21 protein-coding genes and 1 pseudogene are annotated in these 20635 nt (G+C 69.4%); 10 read left to right on the top strand and 12 right to left on the bottom strand.

Translation table 11 applies throughout. The annotated features are described in order from the left end of the window. Positions 1 to 16: 16 nt before the first annotated feature. Genes Y590_RS07010 through Y590_RS07000 form a run of 3 tightly spaced genes read right to left on the bottom strand, consistent with a single transcriptional unit; the run spans position 17 to position 2778 of the window. Positions 17 to 793 carry a Smr/MutS family protein gene (locus Y590_RS07010; RefSeq protein WP_060769222.1) on the bottom strand — a complete coding sequence of 259 codons (777 nt, stop codon included), beginning with the start codon at positions 791 to 793 and terminating at the stop codon, positions 17 to 19. Continuing rightward, positions 790 to 2046, bottom strand: a complete 1257-nt coding sequence (gene mltA, locus Y590_RS07005; protein ID WP_201026777.1) for a murein transglycosylase A — start codon at positions 2044 to 2046, stop codon at positions 790 to 792. Before mltA ends, Y590_RS07010 begins: the two co-directional genes overlap by 4 nt. A 12-nt stretch (positions 2047 to 2058) precedes the next feature. Next, the gene (locus Y590_RS07000; RefSeq protein WP_060769220.1) at positions 2059 to 2778 is read right to left on the bottom strand and encodes a Tim44/TimA family putative adaptor protein; all 720 of its coding nucleotides are present in this window, start codon (positions 2776 to 2778) and stop codon (positions 2059 to 2061) included. Positions 2779 to 3274: 496 nt separating this feature from the next. Here Y590_RS07000 and secB point away from each other — a divergent pair, with 496 nt between their 5' ends. The 5 genes and pseudogenes from secB (at position 3275) to hisS (ending at position 6986) form a co-directional block, all read left to right on the top strand. Then, positions 3275 to 3781, top strand: a complete 507-nt coding sequence (gene secB / locus Y590_RS06995; RefSeq protein ID WP_003601188.1) for a protein-export chaperone SecB — start codon at positions 3275 to 3277, stop codon at positions 3779 to 3781. Positions 3782 to 3980: 199 nt separating this feature from the next. Further along, positions 3981 to 4583 carry a hypothetical protein gene (locus tag Y590_RS06990; RefSeq protein ID WP_060769219.1) on the top strand — a complete coding sequence of 201 codons (603 nt, stop codon included), beginning with the start codon at positions 3981 to 3983 and terminating at the stop codon, positions 4581 to 4583. Positions 4584 to 4623: 40 nt separating this feature from the next. After that, positions 4624 to 4884 (top strand): annotated as a pseudogene (locus Y590_RS06985) (DUF3429 domain-containing protein); the annotation flags it as partial. Between the two features lie 135 nt (positions 4885 to 5019). Continuing rightward, complete coding sequence (locus Y590_RS06980; RefSeq protein WP_060769218.1) at positions 5020 to 5391, top strand: tRNA-binding protein; 372 nt, start codon at positions 5020 to 5022, stop codon at positions 5389 to 5391. 83 nt (positions 5392 to 5474) lie between these two features. Next, positions 5475 to 6986 (top strand): histidine--tRNA ligase, encoded by a 1512-nt coding sequence (hisS, locus tag Y590_RS06975; protein WP_060769217.1) that lies wholly within the window; start codon positions 5475 to 5477, stop codon positions 6984 to 6986. 390 nt (positions 6987 to 7376) lie between these two features. On the opposite strand, the gene Y590_RS06970 is transcribed toward hisS, so the two are convergent. The 4 genes from Y590_RS06970 to Y590_RS06955 form a co-directional block, all read right to left on the bottom strand. After that, entirely contained in the window at positions 7377 to 8189 is an 813-nt protein-coding gene (locus Y590_RS06970; RefSeq protein WP_060769216.1) for a DUF883 family protein, read from the bottom strand. A 65-nt stretch (positions 8190 to 8254) separates the two neighbouring features. Continuing rightward, entirely contained in the window at positions 8255 to 8641 is a 387-nt protein-coding gene (locus Y590_RS06965) for a DUF3618 domain-containing protein (protein ID WP_060769215.1), read from the bottom strand. After that, positions 8638 to 9045 carry a phage holin family protein gene (locus tag Y590_RS06960; RefSeq protein WP_060769214.1) on the bottom strand — a complete coding sequence of 136 codons (408 nt, stop codon included), beginning with the start codon at positions 9043 to 9045 and terminating at the stop codon, positions 8638 to 8640. Before Y590_RS06960 ends, Y590_RS06965 begins: the two co-directional genes overlap by 4 nt. Positions 9046 to 9056: 11 nt before the next feature. Next, positions 9057 to 9536: a hypothetical protein gene (locus tag Y590_RS06955; RefSeq protein WP_060769213.1), complete on the bottom strand. Its 480-nt coding sequence runs from the start codon at positions 9534 to 9536 to the stop codon at positions 9057 to 9059. A 522-nt stretch (positions 9537 to 10058) separates the two neighbouring features. Here Y590_RS06955 and Y590_RS06950 point away from each other — a divergent pair. From Y590_RS06950 to Y590_RS06930, 5 genes are all read left to right on the top strand, one after another. After that, positions 10059 to 11483, top strand: coding sequence for an alpha,alpha-trehalose-phosphate synthase (UDP-forming) (locus tag Y590_RS06950; RefSeq protein ID WP_060769212.1), 1425 nt, complete (start codon positions 10059 to 10061; stop codon positions 11481 to 11483). An 82-nt stretch (positions 11484 to 11565) separates the two neighbouring features. Continuing rightward, positions 11566 to 13659 (top strand): glycogen debranching protein GlgX, encoded by a 2094-nt coding sequence (gene glgX, locus Y590_RS06945; RefSeq protein WP_060769211.1) that lies wholly within the window; start codon positions 11566 to 11568, stop codon positions 13657 to 13659. 96 nt (positions 13660 to 13755) lie between these two features. Then, positions 13756 to 14406 carry a uracil phosphoribosyltransferase gene (upp, locus tag Y590_RS06940; RefSeq protein ID WP_060769210.1) on the top strand — a complete coding sequence of 217 codons (651 nt, stop codon included), beginning with the start codon at positions 13756 to 13758 and terminating at the stop codon, positions 14404 to 14406. A 235-nt stretch (positions 14407 to 14641) separates the two neighbouring features. Next, positions 14642 to 15652 carry an NAD(P)H-quinone oxidoreductase gene (locus Y590_RS06935; RefSeq protein ID WP_060769209.1) on the top strand — a complete coding sequence of 337 codons (1011 nt, stop codon included), beginning with the start codon at positions 14642 to 14644 and terminating at the stop codon, positions 15650 to 15652. A 192-nt stretch (positions 15653 to 15844) separates the two neighbouring features. Further along, positions 15845 to 16123: a hypothetical protein gene (locus tag Y590_RS06930; protein WP_060769208.1), complete on the top strand. Its 279-nt coding sequence runs from the start codon at positions 15845 to 15847 to the stop codon at positions 16121 to 16123. 92 nt (positions 16124 to 16215) lie between these two features. On the opposite strand, the gene Y590_RS06925 is transcribed toward Y590_RS06930, so the two are convergent. The 5 genes from Y590_RS06925 to Y590_RS06905 form a co-directional block, all read right to left on the bottom strand. Continuing rightward, the gene (locus tag Y590_RS06925; protein WP_060769207.1) at positions 16216 to 17097 is read right to left on the bottom strand and encodes a 3-hydroxybutyryl-CoA dehydrogenase; all 882 of its coding nucleotides are present in this window, start codon (positions 17095 to 17097) and stop codon (positions 16216 to 16218) included. Positions 17098 to 17254: 157 nt separating this feature from the next. Next, the gene (locus Y590_RS06920; RefSeq protein ID WP_060769206.1) at positions 17255 to 18208 is read right to left on the bottom strand and encodes an electron transfer flavoprotein subunit alpha/FixB family protein; all 954 of its coding nucleotides are present in this window, start codon (positions 18206 to 18208) and stop codon (positions 17255 to 17257) included. A gap of 79 nt (positions 18209 to 18287) precedes the next feature. Further along, positions 18288 to 19037, bottom strand: a complete 750-nt coding sequence (locus Y590_RS06915) for an electron transfer flavoprotein subunit beta/FixA family protein (RefSeq protein ID WP_060769205.1) — start codon at positions 19035 to 19037, stop codon at positions 18288 to 18290. A gap of 162 nt (positions 19038 to 19199) precedes the next feature. Beyond that, entirely contained in the window at positions 19200 to 19772 is a 573-nt protein-coding gene (locus Y590_RS06910; RefSeq protein WP_060769204.1) for a cob(I)yrinic acid a,c-diamide adenosyltransferase, read from the bottom strand. Between the two features lie 120 nt (positions 19773 to 19892). Next, positions 19893 to 20531: an acyloxyacyl hydrolase gene (locus Y590_RS06905; protein ID WP_060769203.1), complete on the bottom strand. Its 639-nt coding sequence runs from the start codon at positions 20529 to 20531 to the stop codon at positions 19893 to 19895. Positions 20532 to 20635 lie beyond the last annotated feature (104 nt).

Here is a 20635-nt window from a genome sequence, read left to right as displayed (position 1 = left end):
GGTTTGGCGAGTCGGCCTACCGCCGCCGCAGGCGCACGTAGAGGGCGCCGCCTCCACCGTGGTGGCGGGCCGCCTCCTCGAAACCGAGCACGAGGCCGCGCAATTCCGGGCCCCGCAGCCAGTGCGGCACGCTGCGGCGGAGCACGCCGCGCTCGGAGAAGCCGGCGCGGTCGCGACCGCCGAAATCCTCGCCGCCCTTGCCGGTCACCACGAGCACGCGGGCATGCCCCGCCGCGCGGGAGCGTAGCAGGAAGCCGACCAGGGCCGCATGCGCCTCCGCCTGATACAACCCGTGCAGATCGATGCGTGCCTCGATCGTCAGCGTACCCCGCTCCAACCCGCGCCGCTCCCGCCGCTCCAGACCCGGCGCCCCCAGGGACGCTGGGGGAAGGGGGGGAGTGGGCGCGGCGCTGGCCCGGGCGATCTCGGGAGCGAGGTCGCCGAGCTTGAGCGGCTTCGACGCGGCTCGCGACAGGGAGACGAGAGGGCCAGGCTTGGGAGGGCCAGACTTGGGTGGGACAGGCTTGGTGGGGGCGGCCGGGGGAGGGGAGGCGGGTTTCCAGGCAGGCTTGGCGGCAGGCTTCGGAGCTGGCTCGGCAACCTTCGCCGCAGGCCCGGCGACCTTCGCCGCAGGCCCGGCGACCGGCGGCGCGGGCTGTTTGGCGCCCTTCTGAGCGGGCTTTTTCGGCTTGGCGCGACCCCGCAGGGGCGTGATCAGCTTGGCGATCTCGCCCCAGAGATGCGCCTCCTCGCGCGAGAGCAGGCGCGAGCGCCGCGGCGGTCGCGCGCTCACGGCCGTGCCTCTCCGGCAGCGGCCTCCGGTGCAGCCGCGTCCTTGGCAGCGCCATCCGGGGCGGGCTTCGGGATCAGCACCACGAATCCCATCCGGTCGTGCAGGTCGCCCGCCGCCCGTCCGGCGGCAGCGCCGGTGCCGACATAGAGGTCGCCGCGCGCCGGGCCGACGATGGCCGAGCCGGTATCGGCGGCGACGACCAGATGGCCGCGGCCGGGCTGGCCCGGCAGCTTGCCTTCCAGCCAGAACGGCAGGCCGTACCGCCAGAGGTTCCCGTCGACGGCCATGCTGCGCCCCGGGCTCAGCGGTACGCCGGCGGCGCCGGGCGGCCCGAGGGCGGGGTCGGTCACCGGCTCGGTCCGGAAGAAGATGTAGGACGCGTTCATCCGCATCAACCGGCGGGCATGGTCGGGGTTGGCCCGCAGCCACGCCGTCCAGCGCTCCAGGCTCAGCCCGTTGATCGGCAGGTGGCCCTCGTTGACGAGCAGCTTGCCGATCGAGGTGTAGGGCTGGCCGTTCTTGCCGTCGTAGAGCACCCGCATGCCGCGCCCATCGGGCAGGCGGACCCGCCCGGACCCCTGCACCTGCAACACGAAGAGGTCCACGGCGTCGCGCAGCCACAGCAGCGGCCGGGTCCGCTCGCCGAGCGCCCCATCCTCGATCGCCGCGCGCTCGGGATAGGGGACGAGCCCGGTCTCGGTGCGCCGGCCCGCCCGGTAGAGCGGATCGAGCCCCGGCACCGTCTCGCCGGGAGCGAGGCTGACGAGGTCGTCCGGCCGGGCCAGCACGGGTGCGGTATAGCCGGGCCCCGGCTCGAGCGACCCCGTCAGCTCGGGCTCGAAATAGCCGGTGAGGAAGCCGACCCGGCGCTCAGGCTCCGTTCCGGACGCCGGTCGGACGATGCGGTAGGCGGAGAACCGCGCCTCGAAGAATTTTTTTGCCTCGTTCGGCCTCACCTCGGCTGCGGCGGCGCAGGCCGCCGCGAGGTCGGCGGGCGAGCCCGTCACGCCCTCGATCTGGGGCGGATTGGGGCCGGGCCCGGCGCAGGTGCGGCGGAAGGCGTCGAGGGACGCCGCCCCGTCATCCTCGCGCCAGCCGGGCAGGGCGGCGAGGGAGACTGGCTCCAGCACGGCGCCCGCCACCGGGGGAGGGACGCGCAACGCTTCAGCCGCGTGCGAGGGTCCGGCGGGAATGGAAACGGCCGCAGCGGCGAGGACCGCTGCGGCCGGAAGGGAAACGCGCAAACACGGCATGAGGCGAAACGATCAGCCGCCCGCGTCGGTGGCGACGAGTTGCCAGTTCGGGTCGCGCGAGCCGAGCGTGCGGGCGAAGGTCCACACGTCGGGCACCTCGACGCCGGTCTCGGCATGGCCGTCGATCACCTTGCCGTCCGCGTCACGCGTGGCGGTGATAAGGTTCGAGAGGAAGCGCACGGTGATCTGGGCGGCACGGTTCTTCACCTCGACGGCGGCGATCTCCGCCTTGTCGATGGAGATGAAGGTCGTCTCCGCCGTCTCGTTGCGCTTCTCGCGCTCGGAGATCGCCCGCTCGAAGCCCTCGCAGACCTCCCGCGAGAGGAGCGCGCGCAAGGTCTTGCGGTCCCCCTTGGCGAAGGCGGTGACGATGGTCTCGTAGGCGCCCTTGGCTCCCTCGAGGAAGGCGCGGGGCTCGAAGGTCGGTTCGAGCTGCACCACCTGCTCGAGGCCGCGGGCGACCGCCGAGCCCGGCTCGGCGATGCCGCGCCAGTCGCGGGTCGCGGTCTGCACCGCCGCCGCGCCCGCCGGGCTACGGTCGGCGCCGGGCAGGCGCACCACGTTGTCGCCCTCACCGCGGCCGCCCGGCGGCTCGGTGCGGTTGCGCTCCACCGGCCGGAAGGGCGAGCGCTCGGTGCCGGTCTTCTGTCCCAGGACCGAGCGCAGCCGCCAGATCACGAAGACGGCCAGCGCCAGGAAAATCAGAGTGGTTGCGTCGAAGGAATCCTGCATCACCGATCCGAATCGTGACCGTCGCACACGTGAGTCCGGCACCCGTAAGGCCACCTGGACGGGAAAGCTCCGCCCCCTGATCCCGCTCGCCGCGCTCCGGGAGATGGTTTCGCGAGGCTCCCGACCGGAGCCGGAGAGGGGTTCGCAAGACCGGCTCTTAGCCGAGGGCGGCGCGGGGATCGACCCGGGAACGGAGACCTTGGTAGGCGCTTGGGTCTGAGTGTCTCCGACTGTTCGAAGTCCGTGACCTTAACGTCATATGGGCGGACCTGCGAGGTATTCCAGGGAAACGCGCAAGACGAGCGTCCGCGTCCCATTCACGCGCTCCCCGGCGAGAGCCGCAGAACCGGGCTTCGAAGCCTCGTGCGGGCCGGGGCGATTGCTTCGGTTCGGCTTGTTCGCTGGATACGGGCATGGTAGCCGCAGCCCGCGCCGGAGGGGCGCTCTTTGCGCGGGACACGTGCGCGCCGAAGACGACGCAAGAAGGAGAGACGCCATGGCCGATACCGCGGCACCGAACGGCAACGGCGCGCAGGGCCAGGATCTCGCGCCCGCGATCAACGCACTGGCGCAATACGCCAAGGATCTTTCCTTCGAGAACCCGAACGCGCCGCGCTCCCTGCAGCCGCAGGAGGGCGGCCCTCAGATCAACATTCAGGTCAACGTCAACGCCCAGCAGATCGCCGAGGCCGACTTCGAGGTCGAGCTGACGCTCGAGGGCGATGCCAAGATCCAGAACGAGGTGCTGTTCGCCTTCGAGCTGAAGTACGCCGGCATCTTCCGCATGCGCAACATCCCGCAGGAGCAGATCCATCCGGCGGTGATGATCGAGTGCCCGCGCCTGCTCTTCCCGTTCGCGCGCCAGATCGTCGCCGAGGCCGTGCGCAACGGCGGCTTCCCGCCGCTCTACATCGACCCGATCGATTTCGTCGGCCTCTATCAGCAGAAGATGATGGAAGCCCAGGCCCAGGGCGGCCAGCCGGGCGCACCGCTCGCCTCCTGAGGCGCCCCTTCGGGGACACCTTTCGATCAGGTTCTCGCATTCCCTGAGCAAAACCCCGGAGCCGACGGCCCCGGGGTTTTTATTTTCGATCATTTGTTTGTTTTTGGCCGCCTTGTGACCTGTCGGCCGCAGGGCTCGCGCAACGGCTGTGCTAGCGCGCCGGTGCAGCCGATTTTGGCTGCCGACCCGGGCCTTGCCGATGTTCCGCCGTCCGACCTTTGCCGCGCTTCTCCTGGCGCTCGGCCTGTCCGCCTGCACCACCGTCGCGCCCAATACGCTCTCCCCGCAGGAGACCGCCAACCTGCGCTTCACCAGCATGGAGGTTCGCGTCCCGCCCGAGGCCGCGATCCGCTGGAGCGCCGCCGAAGACGATTACCTGCGCGCCCGCGGCCTGTCGCAGACCGATCCGGCCCTGACCGCGACGCCGGAGGCCCGCGCCCATCTGCGCGACCTCGCCGCCGGTCGCCTCAAGCGCGCCCTGGAGCGCGCGGTCGCGCAACGGCCCGAGGGCACCCGGCCGGTGCGGCTCGTCGCCACGATCAACCGGGTCGACATCCCCTCCGCGGCGCAGCGGGTGCTCATCGGCGGCCATCCGAGCGTGCAGGCCGACATCGCCGTGGTCGACGCGCGCTCGGGTGCGCTGCTGACGACGTACCGGGGCGCGATCGGCACCCGCCCCGCCGGCCAGGGCGCGGTCGCGCTGGTGGATGCCGTCATGGTGGCGGCCGGGGCCGACGACCAGTTCGACCGGGCCGCCAACGATTACGCCGACGGCTTCCAGCGCTGGCTCGCACCACGATAGCCGGGTCGCGCGGGCCGGCGGCGGTGAGCGTTGCCCCGGGGGCGGGGCGACGCTGGCGCAGATCGCCACCATGCTCGGTCTGTTCTCCCTGGGCTTCTGCGCCCTCGTCGCCTTCGCCCTCGGCTCCCCCAACCTCGCACTGATGCTGGTGATCGCGGGCTTCACCGCGATCACGATCCTCGATCCCATCGCCGCCCGCCGCGGCGAGGCGCCCCTGTTCTTCGCGCGCCTGCGGCCGGCTCAGATCCCGCTCGCCGTGCTCAGCCTCGCCGCCCTGCTGGCCTACCGCTTCACGCTCTGAGTCCGCGTTCGGCGGGGGGCCCCTCACGCCCCTCATCCTGACGCGGGTCCCTCAGGATGAGGGGGCGGATTGGAGAATGTCGGCGGCTTTCGTAAAAGTCCGCACCGACCCTCCAGCCCGTTTTCCGACCGCCCCATGCATGTCAGCCACGATCCCACCGCCCCGGCATCCGAAACGATCGGGTTCGACGCCTTCCTCGCCGTCGATATCCGCGTCGGCACCGTCGTCTCCGCCGAGCCTTTTCCCGAGGCGCGCAAACCCGCGATCAAACTCGTCATCGATTTCGGGCCGGTGATCGGTACCAAGCGCTCCAGCGCGCAAATCACCGAGCATTACGGGCCCGACACCCTGGTCGGCCGGCAGGTCGCGGCGGTGGTGAACTTCCCGCCGCGCCAGATCGGCAAGTTCCTGTCGGAGGTGCTGACGCTCGGCTTTGCCGACCCGGCCGGCGCCGTCGTGCTGTTCGCCCCCGACAAGCCGGTGCCGGACGGCAGCCGGCTCTTCTAACGCATCATCGGGTTGCCGCCCCGCCCGCGGCTGCGATAGAGCCGGACCTCATTTCCGACCCATCCCGCTCGATCGGCGACGACATGGCCAAGGCCGACACCCTGAAACCCCGCCTGCCGCGCGGCTTCCCCGACCGCACGGAGGCCGACATCCTGGCCCAGGGGCGGATGCTCGACACGATCCGGCAGACCTTCGAGCTCTACGGCTTCGAGGCGCTGGAGACCCCCTTCGTCGAGTACACCGAGACGCTGGGCAAGTTTCTGCCCGACCTCGATCGACCGAACGAGGGCGTGTTCTCGTTCCAGGACGACGACGAGCAGTGGCTCTCGCTGCGCTACGATCTCACCGCACCGCTCGCCCGCCATGTCGCCGAGAACTTCGACGCGATCCCGAAGCCCTATCGCAGCTACCGGGCGGGCTACGTCTTCCGCAACGAGAAGCCGGGGCCGGGCCGCTTCCGCCAGTTCATGCAGTTCGATGCGGACATCGTCGGCGCGGGCAGCGTCGCGGCCGATGCCGAGACCTGCATGCTGATGGCCGACACGCTGGAGCGCCTCGGGCTCGCCGGCCAGTACGTCGTCAAGGTCAACAACCGCAAGGTGCTCGACGGCGTGATGGAGGCGATCGGCCTTGCGGGGGCCGACAAGGCCGGCCAGCGGCTCACCGTGCTGCGCGCCATCGACAAGCTCGACCGCCTCGGCGCCGACGGCGTTCGCCTCCTGCTCGGCCCCGGCCGCAAGGACGAGAGCGGCGACTTCACCAAGGGCGCCGGGCTTGGCGACGACGCCATCGAGCGCATCCTCGCCTATGTCGGCTTCGAAGCGAGCCCGCACGAGGGCGCCGACCGGATGGCGTTCTGGGAAAAGTTCTTCGGCTCCTGGCAGGAGGTCGTCGGCACCTCCGAGACCGGCCGCGAGGGCATCGCCGAACTCCACGCGATCATGCGGCTCTGCGAGGCGGCGGGCTACGGCCATGACCGGGTGCGGGCCGACCCCTCCGTGGTGCGCGGTCTCGAATACTATACCGGCCCCGTCTACGAGGCGGAGCTGACGTTCCCCGTCACCAACGAGGACGGCCAGACCGTCCGCTTCGGCTCGGTGGCGGGCGGCGGTCGCTATGACGGCCTCGTCGGTCGCTTCCGCAGCGAGCCGGTGCCGGCGACCGGCTTCTCCATCGGCGTCTCGCGGCTGTTCTCGGCCCTGCGGCTGACCAAGAGCCCGCTGGTGGAAGGCGCAGCCAAGCCCGGCCCGGTCGTGGTGCTGGTGCTCGATCGCGAGAACATCGCCGAGTATCAGGCGCTGGTCGCACGGCTGCGCGCGGACAACATCCGGGCCGAACTCTATCTGGGTGCGGCCGGGATGAAGGCGCAGATGAAATACGCCGACCGCCGCCGCGCGCCGGCCGTCGTCATCCAGGGCTCGAACGAGCGCGAGGCCGGCGAGGTCCAGATCAAGGATCTGATCGCGGGTGCCCGCGCGGCCGAAGCCATCGCCAGCAATGCCGAATGGAAGGCCGCCCGCCCGGCCCAGGTGTCGGTGCCGGTGGAACGGATGGTCGAGGCGGTTCGCGAAACGCTGGCCCGGCATTTCGGGTGAGGCGCCAGAGCATCGTCCCGAAAGGTGGTTGCCGGCTTTCGGAAAAAAGATGATGCGAAAACAAGAGCCTCAAGCATCGTCCTGGATCTGGGATCCAGGACGATGCTTGAGGCGGGAGGGCGATTCTCTCTCCTTGAAGAGCATCCCCTCGCCCCGCCGTGCGAGGAGAGGGCTTTGACGCCCACAGAGCTCGGGTGGTCCCGAGTTCTGATCCACGTGGTCCAAGTCGGGCAGGCCCGACTTGGATCGTCGGCAAAGCGAGGCGGCGGCCGAAGGTGAGGGGGCGGTTCCGACGAGCCTCGTCGAGAACCGCCCCCATGCCCCGGCGTGGTCTCCGCTCCCGGCCCGCACGACAGGGTGCAGGGAGAGGGGCAGACCCGCGCTTGTCCCTTACAGATTCTGCGCCGGCCGTCCGGTCTCGTTGAAGCCGGGCCGCGAGCCGGTCGCTTGGGCGGTCGCCGGTCCGCCCTGCTGACCACTCTGCGGGCCGCCTTCCGCGCTGGCGCGCTTGACCGCCGCATCGAGGTTTTCGGGATCGAGCGCCGTCTCGACGAAGGCGCGGCCGCGATGGGTCAGGTCGCGGGCGTAGCGAATGCCCTGGTCGCGCAGGTCGTCGGCATAGGGGCCGAGCGCCCGGTCTTCCTGGCGGGTGCGCGGCAGGAGCGCGCCGAGCAGCAGGCCGGCGGCAAGGCCGACCACGCCGACGAGGAGCGGGTTCTCGGAGACGAAGTGCTCCGTAGCGGTGCGGCCCTCGTGCAGGCGGCGATAGCCGCGATCCGCAAGGTCGGCGGCGCGTTGGCGCTGCGTCTCGTAGCGGTCCTCGACCCAGGAGCGGGCATCCTCGTAGGTCTCGCCCGCCCGTTCGCGGGCGGCGCGCACCGTGTCGCCGGCCTGGGCGCGGGTGGAATCGGCGGCCTCGCTCACGCGGTTCTTCAGCTCGGAAGCCCGGTCCGCGGCCTGGTCGCGCAGGTTGCGTGCGCCTTCCCGCGCCTGTTCGGTCGTATCCTGCAGGCCGGCTTGCAGGCGGGCATTGGCGTCGCGGCCCTGCGCGGTCGCCCGGTCGGAGATATCGTGCAGATTGTGCTCGACGCCGGACTCGCGGGGCATGCCGGAGCGGGCGGCGATGTTCTCGGGCAGGGTCTCCACCGGCGCGCCGGAGGGCGGCGTGGTGACAGGGCCTTGATGGTTGGGGCCTTGGCTCATGATGGACTCCGTTTCCTGGTCGGCCGTCGGCGCGGGGCGTTCCGCGCGCGGCCTGAGATGAGGGGTCAGACCTGACGCTCGGGCGGCAGATCGTGGAGGGGGCGCCCGCCGGGGGCGTCGGGGTCGTAGGTGCGGTCGGCCCCCGTCACGATGACGGGCTTGGCCTCCACCGGCACCACGGCACGGGAGGGAGAGGGACGGCGGACGGTCCGCATGCCGTTGAGCAGGAGGCCGACGCCGGCCGCGATCAGCAGCACCGGCACGGGGTTGCGCCGCACCGCCAGCAGGGCGTCGTCGTAGAAGCCGCTATAGGGCGTCTGCCGGGCCGAACCGAGCATCTCGTCGACGAGGCTCGACGCGTTCAGGCGTCCCTGGATCCGGTCGATGGTCTCATCGAGACGGGCACGGCTCTGCTCGATGTCCTTCTCGAGATCAGAGATCGATTCGCTCATCCCGAAACCCTTTCCGTCAGCGCGCGGGCATCCTGCCGGACCTGCCGCGAGGTCCGGGTCGGCGCGAGGTTGGACAGCGACATCGCCCGGGCGCCGATGACGCCGAGCACGACGGCCACGAGCAGCATGCCGCCGCCCACCAGCAGGGCCGCGAGCCATTCGGACCCCACGAGGGTCGCGACGAACTTCACGAGCGCGCCGATGAGCACCAGCATCGCCGTGACCGCGAACACCGCGGCCAGCACCATCATCGCGAGGCCGATGAACAACGAGCGGACGTTGTTCGTCATCTCCGTGCGGAAGAGGGCGATCTCCTTGCTGGCAAGCTCACTCGCCTCGCGCAGGGCATCGGCGACGAGGGCTTGGATCGAGGAGGGGGGAGGGGAGGGGTTGGGGCCTGTCATGGCGCGTCCCTTCAGACCCGGTAGTCGTCGTAGGCGTGGTCCGTCTCGGCGCTGCCCGACGCCTTGACGAAGCGCGACAGCAGGAAGCCCGCCGCGAACGCGCCGACCGCCACCGTCACCGGGGAGCGCCGGGCGTAGGTTTCCGCCTGACGGTAGAAGTCGTCGAGGCTGCGCCGCTCGATCGAGCCGGCGAGGTCGTCCAGCCCTTCCGCCGCGCTGTCGAAGAAGGCGCGGATGTTGGGGCGATCGTCGAAGGTCTTGCCTGAATCGCGTAGGGACTTGGCGAGGTCCGAGACGGAACGGGCCGCCTCGCCCTTGCGGTCGTCGACGTAGGAGAGGGCCTGCTGGCGCGCGGCCGCGGCGAGCCCCTTGCCGCGCTCGGCCGCCAGACTTGCGGTGTCTTCCACGTCGTGGCGCAGATCCTCCAGGTCGGCCTTGGTGTCGGCCGCCCTGGGGCCGCCGACGGGATCTGGGGACGCGGACGATGTCATGGGCTTGTCTCCGGGCAGGATGGCTGGTCAAGGTCGCTGGACCGGCGCGGATGCGCTTCGATCTGCGATTAACGTGGCCGGAGAACCGTTGGCTGCCTCGCGGAGTTCCGTTTCACGACACCCTTCCGGGCCGCGGTCGCCGAACGAACGGCCTTCCGCGAACGGAAGTCAGAACAAGCGAGGAAGCGCCGCCGCTCCGATGCCGATACCAGCGTCGATCATGCTCTCCGGCCCCAGGCCGGTTCAGGACCGGATGTCATCGCCTATTCAGCTTGGCCCTTGCATGGTTGCGGCGGCTCTGCTGCACTGCGGGGAACGCGGGAAGGCGTGGGGGCCGGTCGGGCGGATGCGGGATCGAACAGCGGTAACATCGTCGGTCCGCCCGCTTGACCTGCAGGGGGGGATGCGTTTGGCTGCATCTCGACGGATCGCGCCAGGCTTCCGCGCGTTTTCACCCAGACGCAAGACCCTTCGGCTGGCGCGCGCCGCGTGCCGGCCCCAGCAAGGACCGGAGCCGGGTTCGTGGCACGTCTGATCATCGTCTCCAACCGTGTTGCCGTACCCGCCGAGGGTAAGGATGCGGTCTCCGCAGGGGGACTCGCCGTCGCGGTCAAGGAAGCTTTCTCCTCCTACGAGGGGTTGTGGTTCGGCTGGAGCGGGAACATCCGCGACAACCCGAGCACCGAGCCGGAACTGATCGACCGCGGGTCGATCCAGTACGCCGTCCTCGACCTCTCGCCGCAAGACCACCGCGAGTACTACGCCGGCTTTGCCAACCGGGCGCTCTGGCCGATCATGCATTACCGGATCGGGCTCGGGACGTTCTCCCGCTCGGATTATGCCGGCTACCAGCGCGTCAACCAGACCTTCGCCCAGGCGCTCGCCAAGCTCGTCGAGCCGGACGACCTGATCTGGGTCCACGACTACCATCTGCTGCCGCTGGCGAGCGAGCTGCGCGGCCAGGGCATCGCCAACCCGATCGGCTACTTCCACCACATCCCGTGGCCCGCCGCCGACGTGTTCAACACCCTGCCCGCCAGCAACGAGCTGCTGCGCGCCATGGCCGATTACGACCTGATCGGCCTGCAGACCGATGCCGACGTGCAGAATCTCTCGCGCAACTTCATCGACACGATGCGGGCGATCCCGCTCGGCGGCGGCTCGATGATGGTGGACGGGCGGCGCACGCGGATCCGCAGCTTCCCCATCGGCATCGATGTCGCCAGCTTCAAGGAGGCCGCCGACAAGGCCGGCTCCAACAAGGTGGTGCGCGAGACCATGGCGGGCCTGCGCACCCGCAAGCTGCTCATCGGCGTCGATCGGCTCGACTACTCGAAGGGCGTGCCCGAGCGCATGGAGGCGGTGGACCGCTTCTTCGCCTCGAATCCGGACCAGCGCGGCAACGTCGTCTACATCCAGATCACGCCGAAATCCCGCAGTGAGGTGCCGGAATACGAGCAGCTCTCGCGCGAGGTGAACGAGAAGGTCGGCGACATCAACGGCATGCTCGGCGAGCCGGCCTGGACACCGATCCAATACGTCACCAAGGCCTATCCGCGCCCCGTTCTCGCCGGGCTCTACCGGGCCGCCCGCGTCGGCCTCGTCACACCCATGCGCGACGGCATGAACTTGGTGGCCAAGGAATACGTCGTCGCCCAGAGCGAGGAGGATCCCGGCGTCCTCGTCCTCTCGAAATTCGCAGGCGCAGCCCGGCAGTTGCCCGAGGCGCTGCTCGTGAATCCCTACGACCGCTTCGAGGTCGCCGAGGCGATTCGGCAGGCGCTCTATATGCCCCGCGGCGAGCGCCTGGAGCGCTGGAAGCCGATGGCGGACCGCATGCGGCGCGAGGACGTGGATTGGTGGGCCCGCTGCTTCATGGTGGAGCTGGAGACCTTCCGCACCGTCGAGCGCGAGCCGCCGAGCACGACGGCGGCGGCGGCGGAGTAGAGCGGGGCTTCCGCCTCGGCGACGAATCGGCCTCAGTCGAAGCGTGGCCTTTCATTTTGGGCCCACTTCACGAAAGACCGGAATGATCGTCATCGAGGAGGGCCTGCCGACACCGCTTGGCGCGCATTTCGACGGCCGCGGCGTCAACTTCGCCCTCTTCTCGCAGAACGCGACCCGGGTCGATCTCTGCCTGTTCGATCCCGGGGCGCGTCACGAATCGCGCACGATCCGCCTGCCCTGCCGGACCGACGACGTCTTCCACGGCTATCTCCACGGCCTTCTGCCGGGGCAGCAATATGCCTACCGCGTGTTCGGTCCCTGGGATCCGGCGGCCGGCCACCGCTTCAACCCGGCCAAACTCGTCCTCGACCCCTATGCCCGCGAGATCGCCGGCCGCATCCGCTGGCACGACGCCCTCTACAGCCACCGCCATGGCGGCGCCCGTGAGGACCAGATGGACCGGCGCGACAGCGCTCCGTTCGTGCCCCGCGGCGTGGTCGCCCGCCCCGACACCCCCGACGCGATCGCCCTGCCCGCACCGCGCCCGCTCCAAGAGACGGTGATCTACGAGGCGCACGTCAAGGCGCTGACCCGGACGCATCCGGCCCTGTCGGAGGCCGAGCGCGGGACCTATCTCGGCCTCGCCCACCCGGCGATCATCGAGCACCTCTTGAAGCTCGGCGTCACCGCCCTCGAACTCCTGCCGATCCAGGCCTTCGCCGACGACCGCTTCCTGATCGACAAGGGCCTCGTCAATTTCTGGGGCTACCAGCCCTACAACTACTTCGCGCCGGAGCCGCGCTATCTCGGCGAGGGCGGGGCGAGCGGGCTGCGCTTCGCCATCCGCGAACTGGCCTCGGCCGGCATCGAGACCCTGATCGACGTGGTCTACAATCACACGGCGGAGGGTGATCATCTCGGGCCGACCCTCGCCTTCCGCGGCATCGACAATGCGAGCTACTACAAGCTCGACCCCGACAATCCACGCCGCAACATCGACTGTACCGGCTGCGGCAACACCCTGAACGTCGCCCATCCGCGGGTGATGCGGATGGTGCTCGACAGCTTGCGCCACTGGGTGACCGCTTACGGCGTGGCGGGTTTCCGCTTCGATCTCGCGACGAGCCTCGGCCGCGCGCCGAGCGACTTCTCCCCCCAGGCCGCCTTCTTCCAGGCGGTGCAGCAGGACCCCGTTCTCTCGCGGGTCAAGCTCATCGCCGAGCCCTGGGATATCGGCGGGGGGGGCTACCAGCTCGGCGGCTATCCCTATGGCTGGAGCGAGTGGAACGACCAGTTCCGCGACAACCTCCGCGGCTTCTGGCGGGGGGATTCCGGCACGCTCGCCAAGCTGACTCAGGGACTCTCCGGCTCGCGCGAGATCTTCCTGCCCTCCGGCCGCTCGCCGCTCGCCAGCATCAACTTCGTCGCCTCGCATGACGGCTACACGCTCGCCGACGTGGTGGCCTACGAGGAGAAGCACAACGAGGCCAACGGCGAGGAGAACCGCGACGGCCACGGCCACAACCTCTCGGCCAATTACGGCGTCGAGGGGCCGACCGACGATACCCGTATCCTGGCCTTACGCGCCCGGCAGAAGCGCAACATGCTGGCCTGCGTGTTCTTCGCGCAGGGCGTGCCAATGCTGCTGATGGGCGACGAGCGATCCCGCACGCAAGGCGGCAACAACAACGCCTATTGCCAGGACGGCGCGTTGAGCTGGATGGATTGGGAGACCGATCCCGATCCGACGCTCACCGAGTTCGTCGCGAACCTCGCCGCGCTCCGCCGGGTCTGCCGTTCCTTGAGGCGGCGGCACTTCCTCGTCGGCAGCCGCGTCGGCGAGACGGCCCTGAAGGACGTGCACTGGCTCTCCCCCGACGGGACCGAGATGGACGCGGCCGCCTGGGGCGACGGCGAGCGCCGCGCCTTCGGCATGCAGATGAGCAACGACATCGAGGGATCGGAGCGCGTCCTCATCCTCATGAACGCGGCGCCGGAGCCCTGCCCCTTCGCCCTGCCGCCGGAACTCGGCGGCCCGTGGCGCCCGGTCTTCGACACCACCCGCGACACCGGCACGGTCCCCGACGGCGCGCGTCCGCCGGTTCCGGTCGGCGGCACCGTCGATCTGCCCGAGCGGGCGGTGCTGGTGCTGAAGTCGCCGCCCCTCCTCGATTGATCCGCTCAGGCGAGAAAACGTCCCGCGCGTCTCGGCTTCCTCCGCCCCCCGTGGCATCGTGCGGCCCGGATCACGACAGGCACAGGGACGGTATCGATGCAGGCGGAAAGCGGCGGCGCGGCGCGGGTGACGGTGGTCGATCACCCCCTCGTCCAGCACAAGCTGACGATGATGCGCGACGGCGAGCGCTCGACGAAGGGTTTCCGCGAACTCCTCAACGAGATCGGGATGCTGCTCGCCTATGAGGTGACCCGCGACCTGCCGCTCGAACCGGTCACCATCCAGACGCCGATTCAACCCATGGAAGGGCGCCGGATCGCCGGCAAGAAGCTCGTGCTCGCCCCGATCCTGCGGGCCGGCGTCGGCTTTCTCGACGGCATGCTCTCGCTGATGCCCTCGGCCCGCGTCGCCCATGTCGGGCTCTACCGCGATCCCGACACGCTCCAGGCGGTGGAGTATTATTTCAAGAGCCCGTCGGATCTGGCCGACCGGACCGTGCTGGTGCTCGACCCCATGCTCGCCACCGCCAATTCCGCGGTCGCGGCGGTGGAGCGGCTGAAGAGCCGGGGCGCGAAGGATCTCCGCTTCGTCTGCCTGCTCGCCGCGCCCGAAGGGATCGCCCGCTTCCAGGCGGCGCATCCGGACGTGCCGGTCTGGACCGCAGCCATCGACAGCCACCTCAACGACCACGGCTACATCGTGCCGGGCCTCGGCGATGCCGGCGACCGGATGTACGGCACCCGCTGATTTTTTTGCCGTCGGGTCCGGTATTCCGTTGGTCGTCACGCCGTGGCCGGCGTCATCGCGCGGCGGGGCCGACGCGAACCAGGGCTCGGCCCTGTCCGGAAGGGTCGCGCCGCCGGATCGCTTCGCGTTCGCTCGCGACGACGAAGGCGGTTCACCGCTCGACGCACCCCGCCCCGTGCGCCATGTGACCCGAACTGCGAGCGACCGACCCGCCGCGTGAGTCCGAGGAGACCCCATGCCCACAAACCTGCCCGAGACCATGCGCCAGATCCGCTTCACTGGCGCGGGCGGTCCTGAGGTCATCGCGGTCGAGACCGTGCCGCTGCCCGAGCCCGCGGCCGGGCAGGTTCTGGTCGAGGTGGTCGCGGCGGGGGTCAACCGGCCCGACATCATGCAGCGCCAGGGCAGCTACCCGCCGCCCAAGGGCGCGACCGAGATTCCGGGCCTCGAGATCGCCGGCCGGATTGCGGCGCTGGGCGAGGGCGTGACGGGTTTTTCGGAGGGCGACGAGGTCTGCGCCCTCGTCATCAGCGGCGGTTACGCCGAATTCGCCGTCGCCGAGGCCGGGCAGGTGCTGAAGAAGCCCGGGCCGCTCTCGCTGGTGGAGGCCGCCGGCCTGCCCGAGACCACCTTCACCGTCTATTCCACGGTGATCCAGCGCGGGCGCCTGCAGAAAGGCGAGACCTTCCTCGTGCATGGCGGGTCGAGCGGCATCGGCACCACCGCGATCCAGATCGCCAAGCAGCACGGCGCCCGCGTCCTCACCACCGCCGGCTCCGCCGAGAAATGCCGGTTCTGCGAAGAGCTGGGCGCGGATGCCGCCATCAACTACCGCGAGGCCGATTTCGCCGAGGAGGTGAAGCGCCTCACCGACGGTCAGGGGGTCGATGTGATCCTCGACATGGTCGGAGCGGCTTACCTCTCGCGGAACATCGCCTCGCTGGCGGTGGAAGGGCGCCTCGTCCAGATCGCCTTCATGAAGGGCTTCAAGGCCGAGAACCTGACGCTCACCCCGATCATGCTCAAGCGCCTGACCATCACCGGCGCGACCCTTCGGGCCCAGGCCAAGGAGGCGAAGGCCGCCATCGCCGAGGGCTTGAAGCGGGATGTCTGGCCGCTGGTCGAGGCGGGCAAGATCCGGCCCGTCGTTCACGCCACCTTCCCGCTGGAGGAAGCGCGCAAGGCGCACGAGTTGATGGAAACCAGCAGCCACACGGGCAAGATCCTGCTCACGACGGGCCGCTGAAGCCTCATCCCGAAGATGTTTCCGGCAATTTGAAAGAAAGGCTGCCGAACTGAGAACCTTGAGCTTCGTCCCGAATGCGGAACGAGCCTCAAGGCGCAGCTTACTCAGGAACTCTCGGCGCCGGACCGGCGTTGGCCAAGCATAACCGATGCCGACGCCGCCCCTTTCGTCGGGCGGAAGAGAGGGAATTTCATGGCCCAGATCGAGACCCAAACCGATGCCCGCCAGGGTGCGAAGGGCAAGCCTGTCCTCTACGTGCTGGTGGCGAGCCTCGTCCTGCTGGCGGTGGCCGCAGTCGGCCTCCTGAGCTGGAACCGGGCGGAGACGACGTCCGATTACGCCGGCAAGAGCCAGGAATCCTCGCGTGAGATAACCACGGGTTCCGTCAACAAGGCCCCGTCCTCCAACAGCGGCAACGTTCCGGCCGAGAACCCGGCCTATCCGCAGCCGGCGCAGAAGTCGGCTCAGTAAGGCCAAGCCGCACGATCACGAAAAAGCCGCCCGGGACGATGTCTCGGGCGGCTTTTTCTTTTTCGCCGGAATGCGCTCTCGCAGCGCGAGGCTCAGCGCGTCGGGATCGGCGTCTCGCCGCGGTAATCGTAGAATCCGCGCTTGGTCTTGCGGCCGAGCCAGCCGGCCTCGACGTACTTCACCAGCAGCGGGCAGGGGCGGTACTTCGAATCCGCCAGCCCCTCGTAGAGCACCTGCATCACGGACAGGCAGGTATCGAGGCCGATGAAGTCGGCGAGCTGCAGCGGCCCCATCGGGTGGTTCGCGCCGAGGCGCATCGCGGTATCGATCGACTCGACCGAACCCACGCCCTCGTAGAGCGTGTAGATCGCCTCGTTGATCATCGGCAGCAGGATGCGGTTGACGATGAAGGCCGGGAAGTCCTCGGACATGGTCGAGGTCTTGCCGAGCTTGGCGATGAAGGCCTTGGCCGATTCGTAGGTCGGATCTTCGGTGGCGATGCCGCGAATCAGCTCGACGAGCTGCATCACCGGCACCGGGTTCATGAAGTGGATGCCGATGAAGCGGTCCGGCCGATCGGTCGCCGCAGCCAACCGCGTGATCGAGATCGAGGAGGTGTTGGTCGCGACCAAGGCGTCGGGCTTGAGCGAGGGGCAGAGCGCCTGGAAGATCTTGCGCTTGGTCGCCTCGTCCTCGGTCGCCGCCTCGATGACGAGGTCGCAGGGCGCGAGGTCGTCGTAGCTGCGCGCCGCCGCGATGCGATCCAGGGCGCTGCGGCGCTGCTCGTCGCTCAGCGTTCCCTTCTGGACCTGACGCGTGAGGTTCGCGTCGATCTGCGCGAGACCGGCATCGATCCGCTGCGGATCGCGGTCGTTCAGCCGCACTTGGAGGCCCGACGTCGCGCAGACATGCGCGATGCCGTTCCCCATCTGGCCGGCACCGACGATGCCGACCGTCTTGATCTCGATGCCCATAACCGTATCGCGTCCTACCTGCTGCGGCATCGTCCTCTCGTCCGCACCTCTAGAATGCGGCACTGCAACAAATGCGTCAAACCGGGCTCAAGCCGCAGGCGCCCAAGCCGGTTCGACGGTGTCGCGAGGTGCGTTACCGATCCGTCTACCGATGCGTCTAACGATCCTTGGCCTTGGCGATCTCGGCCTGCAAGTCCGGCACGACCTGAAACAGGTCGCCGACCAGCCCGTAATCCGCCACTTGGAAGATCGGCGCGTCCTCGTCCTTGTTGACGGCGACGATGACCTTCGAGTCCTTCATGCCGGCCAGATGCTGGATCGCGCCGGAGATGCCGACCGCGACGTAGAGGTCGGGCGCCACCACCTTGCCGGTCTGACCCACCTGCCAATCGTTCGGGGCGTAGCCGGCATCCACCGCCGCGCGCGAGGCGCCGACCGCGGCGCCCAGCGCGTCGGCCAGCGGCTCGATCAGCTCCTTGAACTTCTCCGCCGAGCCGAGCGAACGGCCGCCGGAGACGATGAACTTGGCCGAGGCCAGCTCCGGCCGGTCGGACTTGGCGATCTCTTCCGACTTGTAGGCGGCGCCCAGCGCGTCGGGAGCGGCCGCCGAGACCGCCTCGATCGCGGCGGAGGCGCTGCCCGGTTCCGCGGGCTTGAAGGCGGCGGTGCGCACGGTGATGACCCGCTTGCCCGCACCGGACTGCACGGTCTGGATCGCGTTGCCGGCGTAGATCGGCCGCTCGAAGGTGTCGGGCGAGACGACCTTGATGATGTCGGAGACCTGGGCGACGTCGAGGAGCGCGGCGACGCGGGGCAGGGTATTCTTGCCCGTGGTCGTGGCGGCGGCGACGATCGCGTCGTAGGGCTCGGCGATCGCGGCGATCAGGGCGGCGGTCGTCTCGGCGAGGTCGTGGTCGTAGGCGCCGTCCTCGGAATTCAGCACCGTCTCGATGCCCTCGAACTTGGCCACAGCCTCGGCCGCCGCCTTCGAGCCGGTGCCGAGCACCAGAGCGTGGATGGGCGCGCCCAGTTCCTTGGCAGCGGTCAGCGCCTTCAGCGTACCGTCCTTGATCTGCCCGTTGGCGTGCTCGACGTAGAGGAGCGTGGTCATCGGCGAAACTTCTCGACAAGAGGGGAGGCGCGCCGCTCGACCGGAGGCCGGGAGCGGCGCCGCGAGGATCGGAGCGGGATCAGAGCACGCCGGCTTCGACCTTGAGCTTCTGCACCAGCTCGGCCGCGGAGCCGACCTTGACGCCCGCCTGCCGGCCCGACGGCTCGACGACCTTGAGCACGGTCAGCTTCGGCGCGACGTCGATCCCGAGCCCCTCCGGAGTCAGCTCCTCCAGCGGCTTCTTCTTCGCCTTCATGATGTTGGGCAAGCTCGCGTAGCGCGGCTCGTTGAGGCGCAGATCCGTCGTGACGATCGCCGGCAGCTTGAGCGACACGGTCTGAAGGCCGCCATCGACCTCGCGGGTCACGTCGATCGCGCCCTCGCCGAATTCGAGTTTGAAGGCGAAGGTGCCCTGTGGCCAGCCGAGGAGTGCGGCGAGCATCTGGCCGGTCTGGTTCGAATCGTCGTCGATCGCCTGCTTGCCGAGGATGACGAGATTCGGGCTCTCTCGTCCGACGATCGCCTTCAGCACCTTGGCAACGGCGAGCGGCTCGCAATTCACATCGGTCTTGACCAGGATGGCCCGGTCGGCGCCCATGGCGAGCGCGGTGCGCAGGGTCTCCTGGGCCTGCTGCGGGCCGATCGAGACGGCGACGATCTCGGTGACCTTGCCCTTTTCCTTCAGACGGATCGCCTCTTCGACGGCGATCTCGTCGAAGGGGTTCATCGACATCTTGACGTTGGCGAGTTCCACGCCCGACCCGTCGGCCTTGACGCGGATCTTCACGTTGTAATCGACGACCCGCTTGACGGGCACCAGAACCTTCATGGCTGTCGCTTTCCTCCGCTCCTGCGAAGTCCCGGCGTCACTTGACGGACGGCTCTCGGACCCGCTTGACCGCGATCGATGGGATTGTCAGGGCGGCGGGACCGTAACGAGGCGATTTCCCGCTTGTCAACGCGCCTTATCGGGGGCGTGACCCGCGGCGATTCACCGGTTCTGGCCGGGCACCCAGAGCACGTCGTCGGCGCCGTCGCGGTTGGCCGCGCGGGAGGCCACGAACAGGAAGTCCGACAGCCGGTTGAGATATTGCAGGGCTTCCCCCGAAATTGCCTCGCTCTCGACGCCCGACAGCGCGACCACCAGCCGCTCGGCGCGGCGGCAGACCGTGCGGGCGAGGTGGAGCGCGGCGGCCGTGGCCGAACCGCCGGGCAGGACGAAGGATGTCAGCGGCGGGATGTTCGCGTTGAGCGCGTCGATCTCCGCCTCCAGCCGCTGCACCTGAGCGGGCACGATCCGCAGGGGCTCGTAGCCCAGCGGCGTGTCGCTCGGCGGGGTGGCGAGGTCGGCGCCGAGATCGAACAGGTCGTTCTGGATGCGCGCCAGCATCGCGTCGAGGGCGGGCTCGGCGGTGAGGCGGGCGAGGCCGATGCAGGCATTGGTCTCGTCGACCGTGCCGTAGGCCTCCACCCGCAGGTCCGCCTTGGAGCGGCGCTCGCCGTTGGCGAGCCCGGTCGTCCCCTGGTCGCCGGTGCGGGTGTAGATGCGGTTGAGCTTGACCACGGCGTCTCTCCCGCGGGCCTTTAAGTGTTCTTCAAAGAGAAGACCCGCCGGGCGATGTTTCGCGCCCGGCGGGCCTTTGCAACCCGTAAAACTCTGGCAAGCCGCAAAAGCGGCTTTTGGTCAGAAGGTGTAGCCGAGCTTGCCGCCGAAATTGGTCAGGCCGCGATTGTCGCCGCACAGGCCGGCATTCGACATGTGCTCGACGGTGGCCATGACGCTCCAGTGCGCGTCGATGCGGAAGCCGAGCGCCGCCGCCTCGCGGAACAGCGGATTGCAGCCCAGCGCGTTGAAGCCGTAGGGCGCATTCGCCTTCAGGCCGGTATAGCCGTTATGCGCCGCACCGCCGAAGAAGCCTTCGAGGAAGACGCGCCGGTTCAGGGTCTCGGGGAAGAGATCCACGGTCCAGGTGGCGCCGATATAGGCGTAGCTGGTGCGGCCGCCGGTGTTGTAGCTGCCGCCGACGGTGGGCCGCGGCACGAAGGCCTGCCAGAACGGATCGGTGGTGATCAACGGCTTGGCGAACAGGATCTCGCCGTTGACGTTCGCGGTGCTGAAGCCCGGCAGCTTGCCCTCGGCGCTGCCCGGATCCTGCACCGAACCGCCGATGCGGACCTCGGAGACGATGGAGTAGGGCTGGACGGGGGCGAAGTAGGGCGGCGGAGCGGGAGCCCGGGCGGCGCCGAGATCGGCGGCCTGCGTGGCCGTGACAGCCGAAGCGGCCAGGGCGCCGACGAGAATCCGGGCAAGGGGTGACTTCATCGGCGGGCGGTCCGTCCGTTTCAACCCGCCTCGAATATCATGCCGCTCCGGACGCAGCCCGCGGATTCATCCGGCTCCAACGCTTTTGGCCGCCCGGTGGGGCG

The sequence above is a fragment of the Methylobacterium sp. AMS5 genome (assembly GCF_001542815.1).
Taxonomy (GTDB): Bacteria; Pseudomonadota; Alphaproteobacteria; order Rhizobiales; family Beijerinckiaceae; genus Methylobacterium.
Note: the sequence above shows the minus strand (reverse complement) of the source record. Positions and strands in the feature narration are given on the sequence as shown.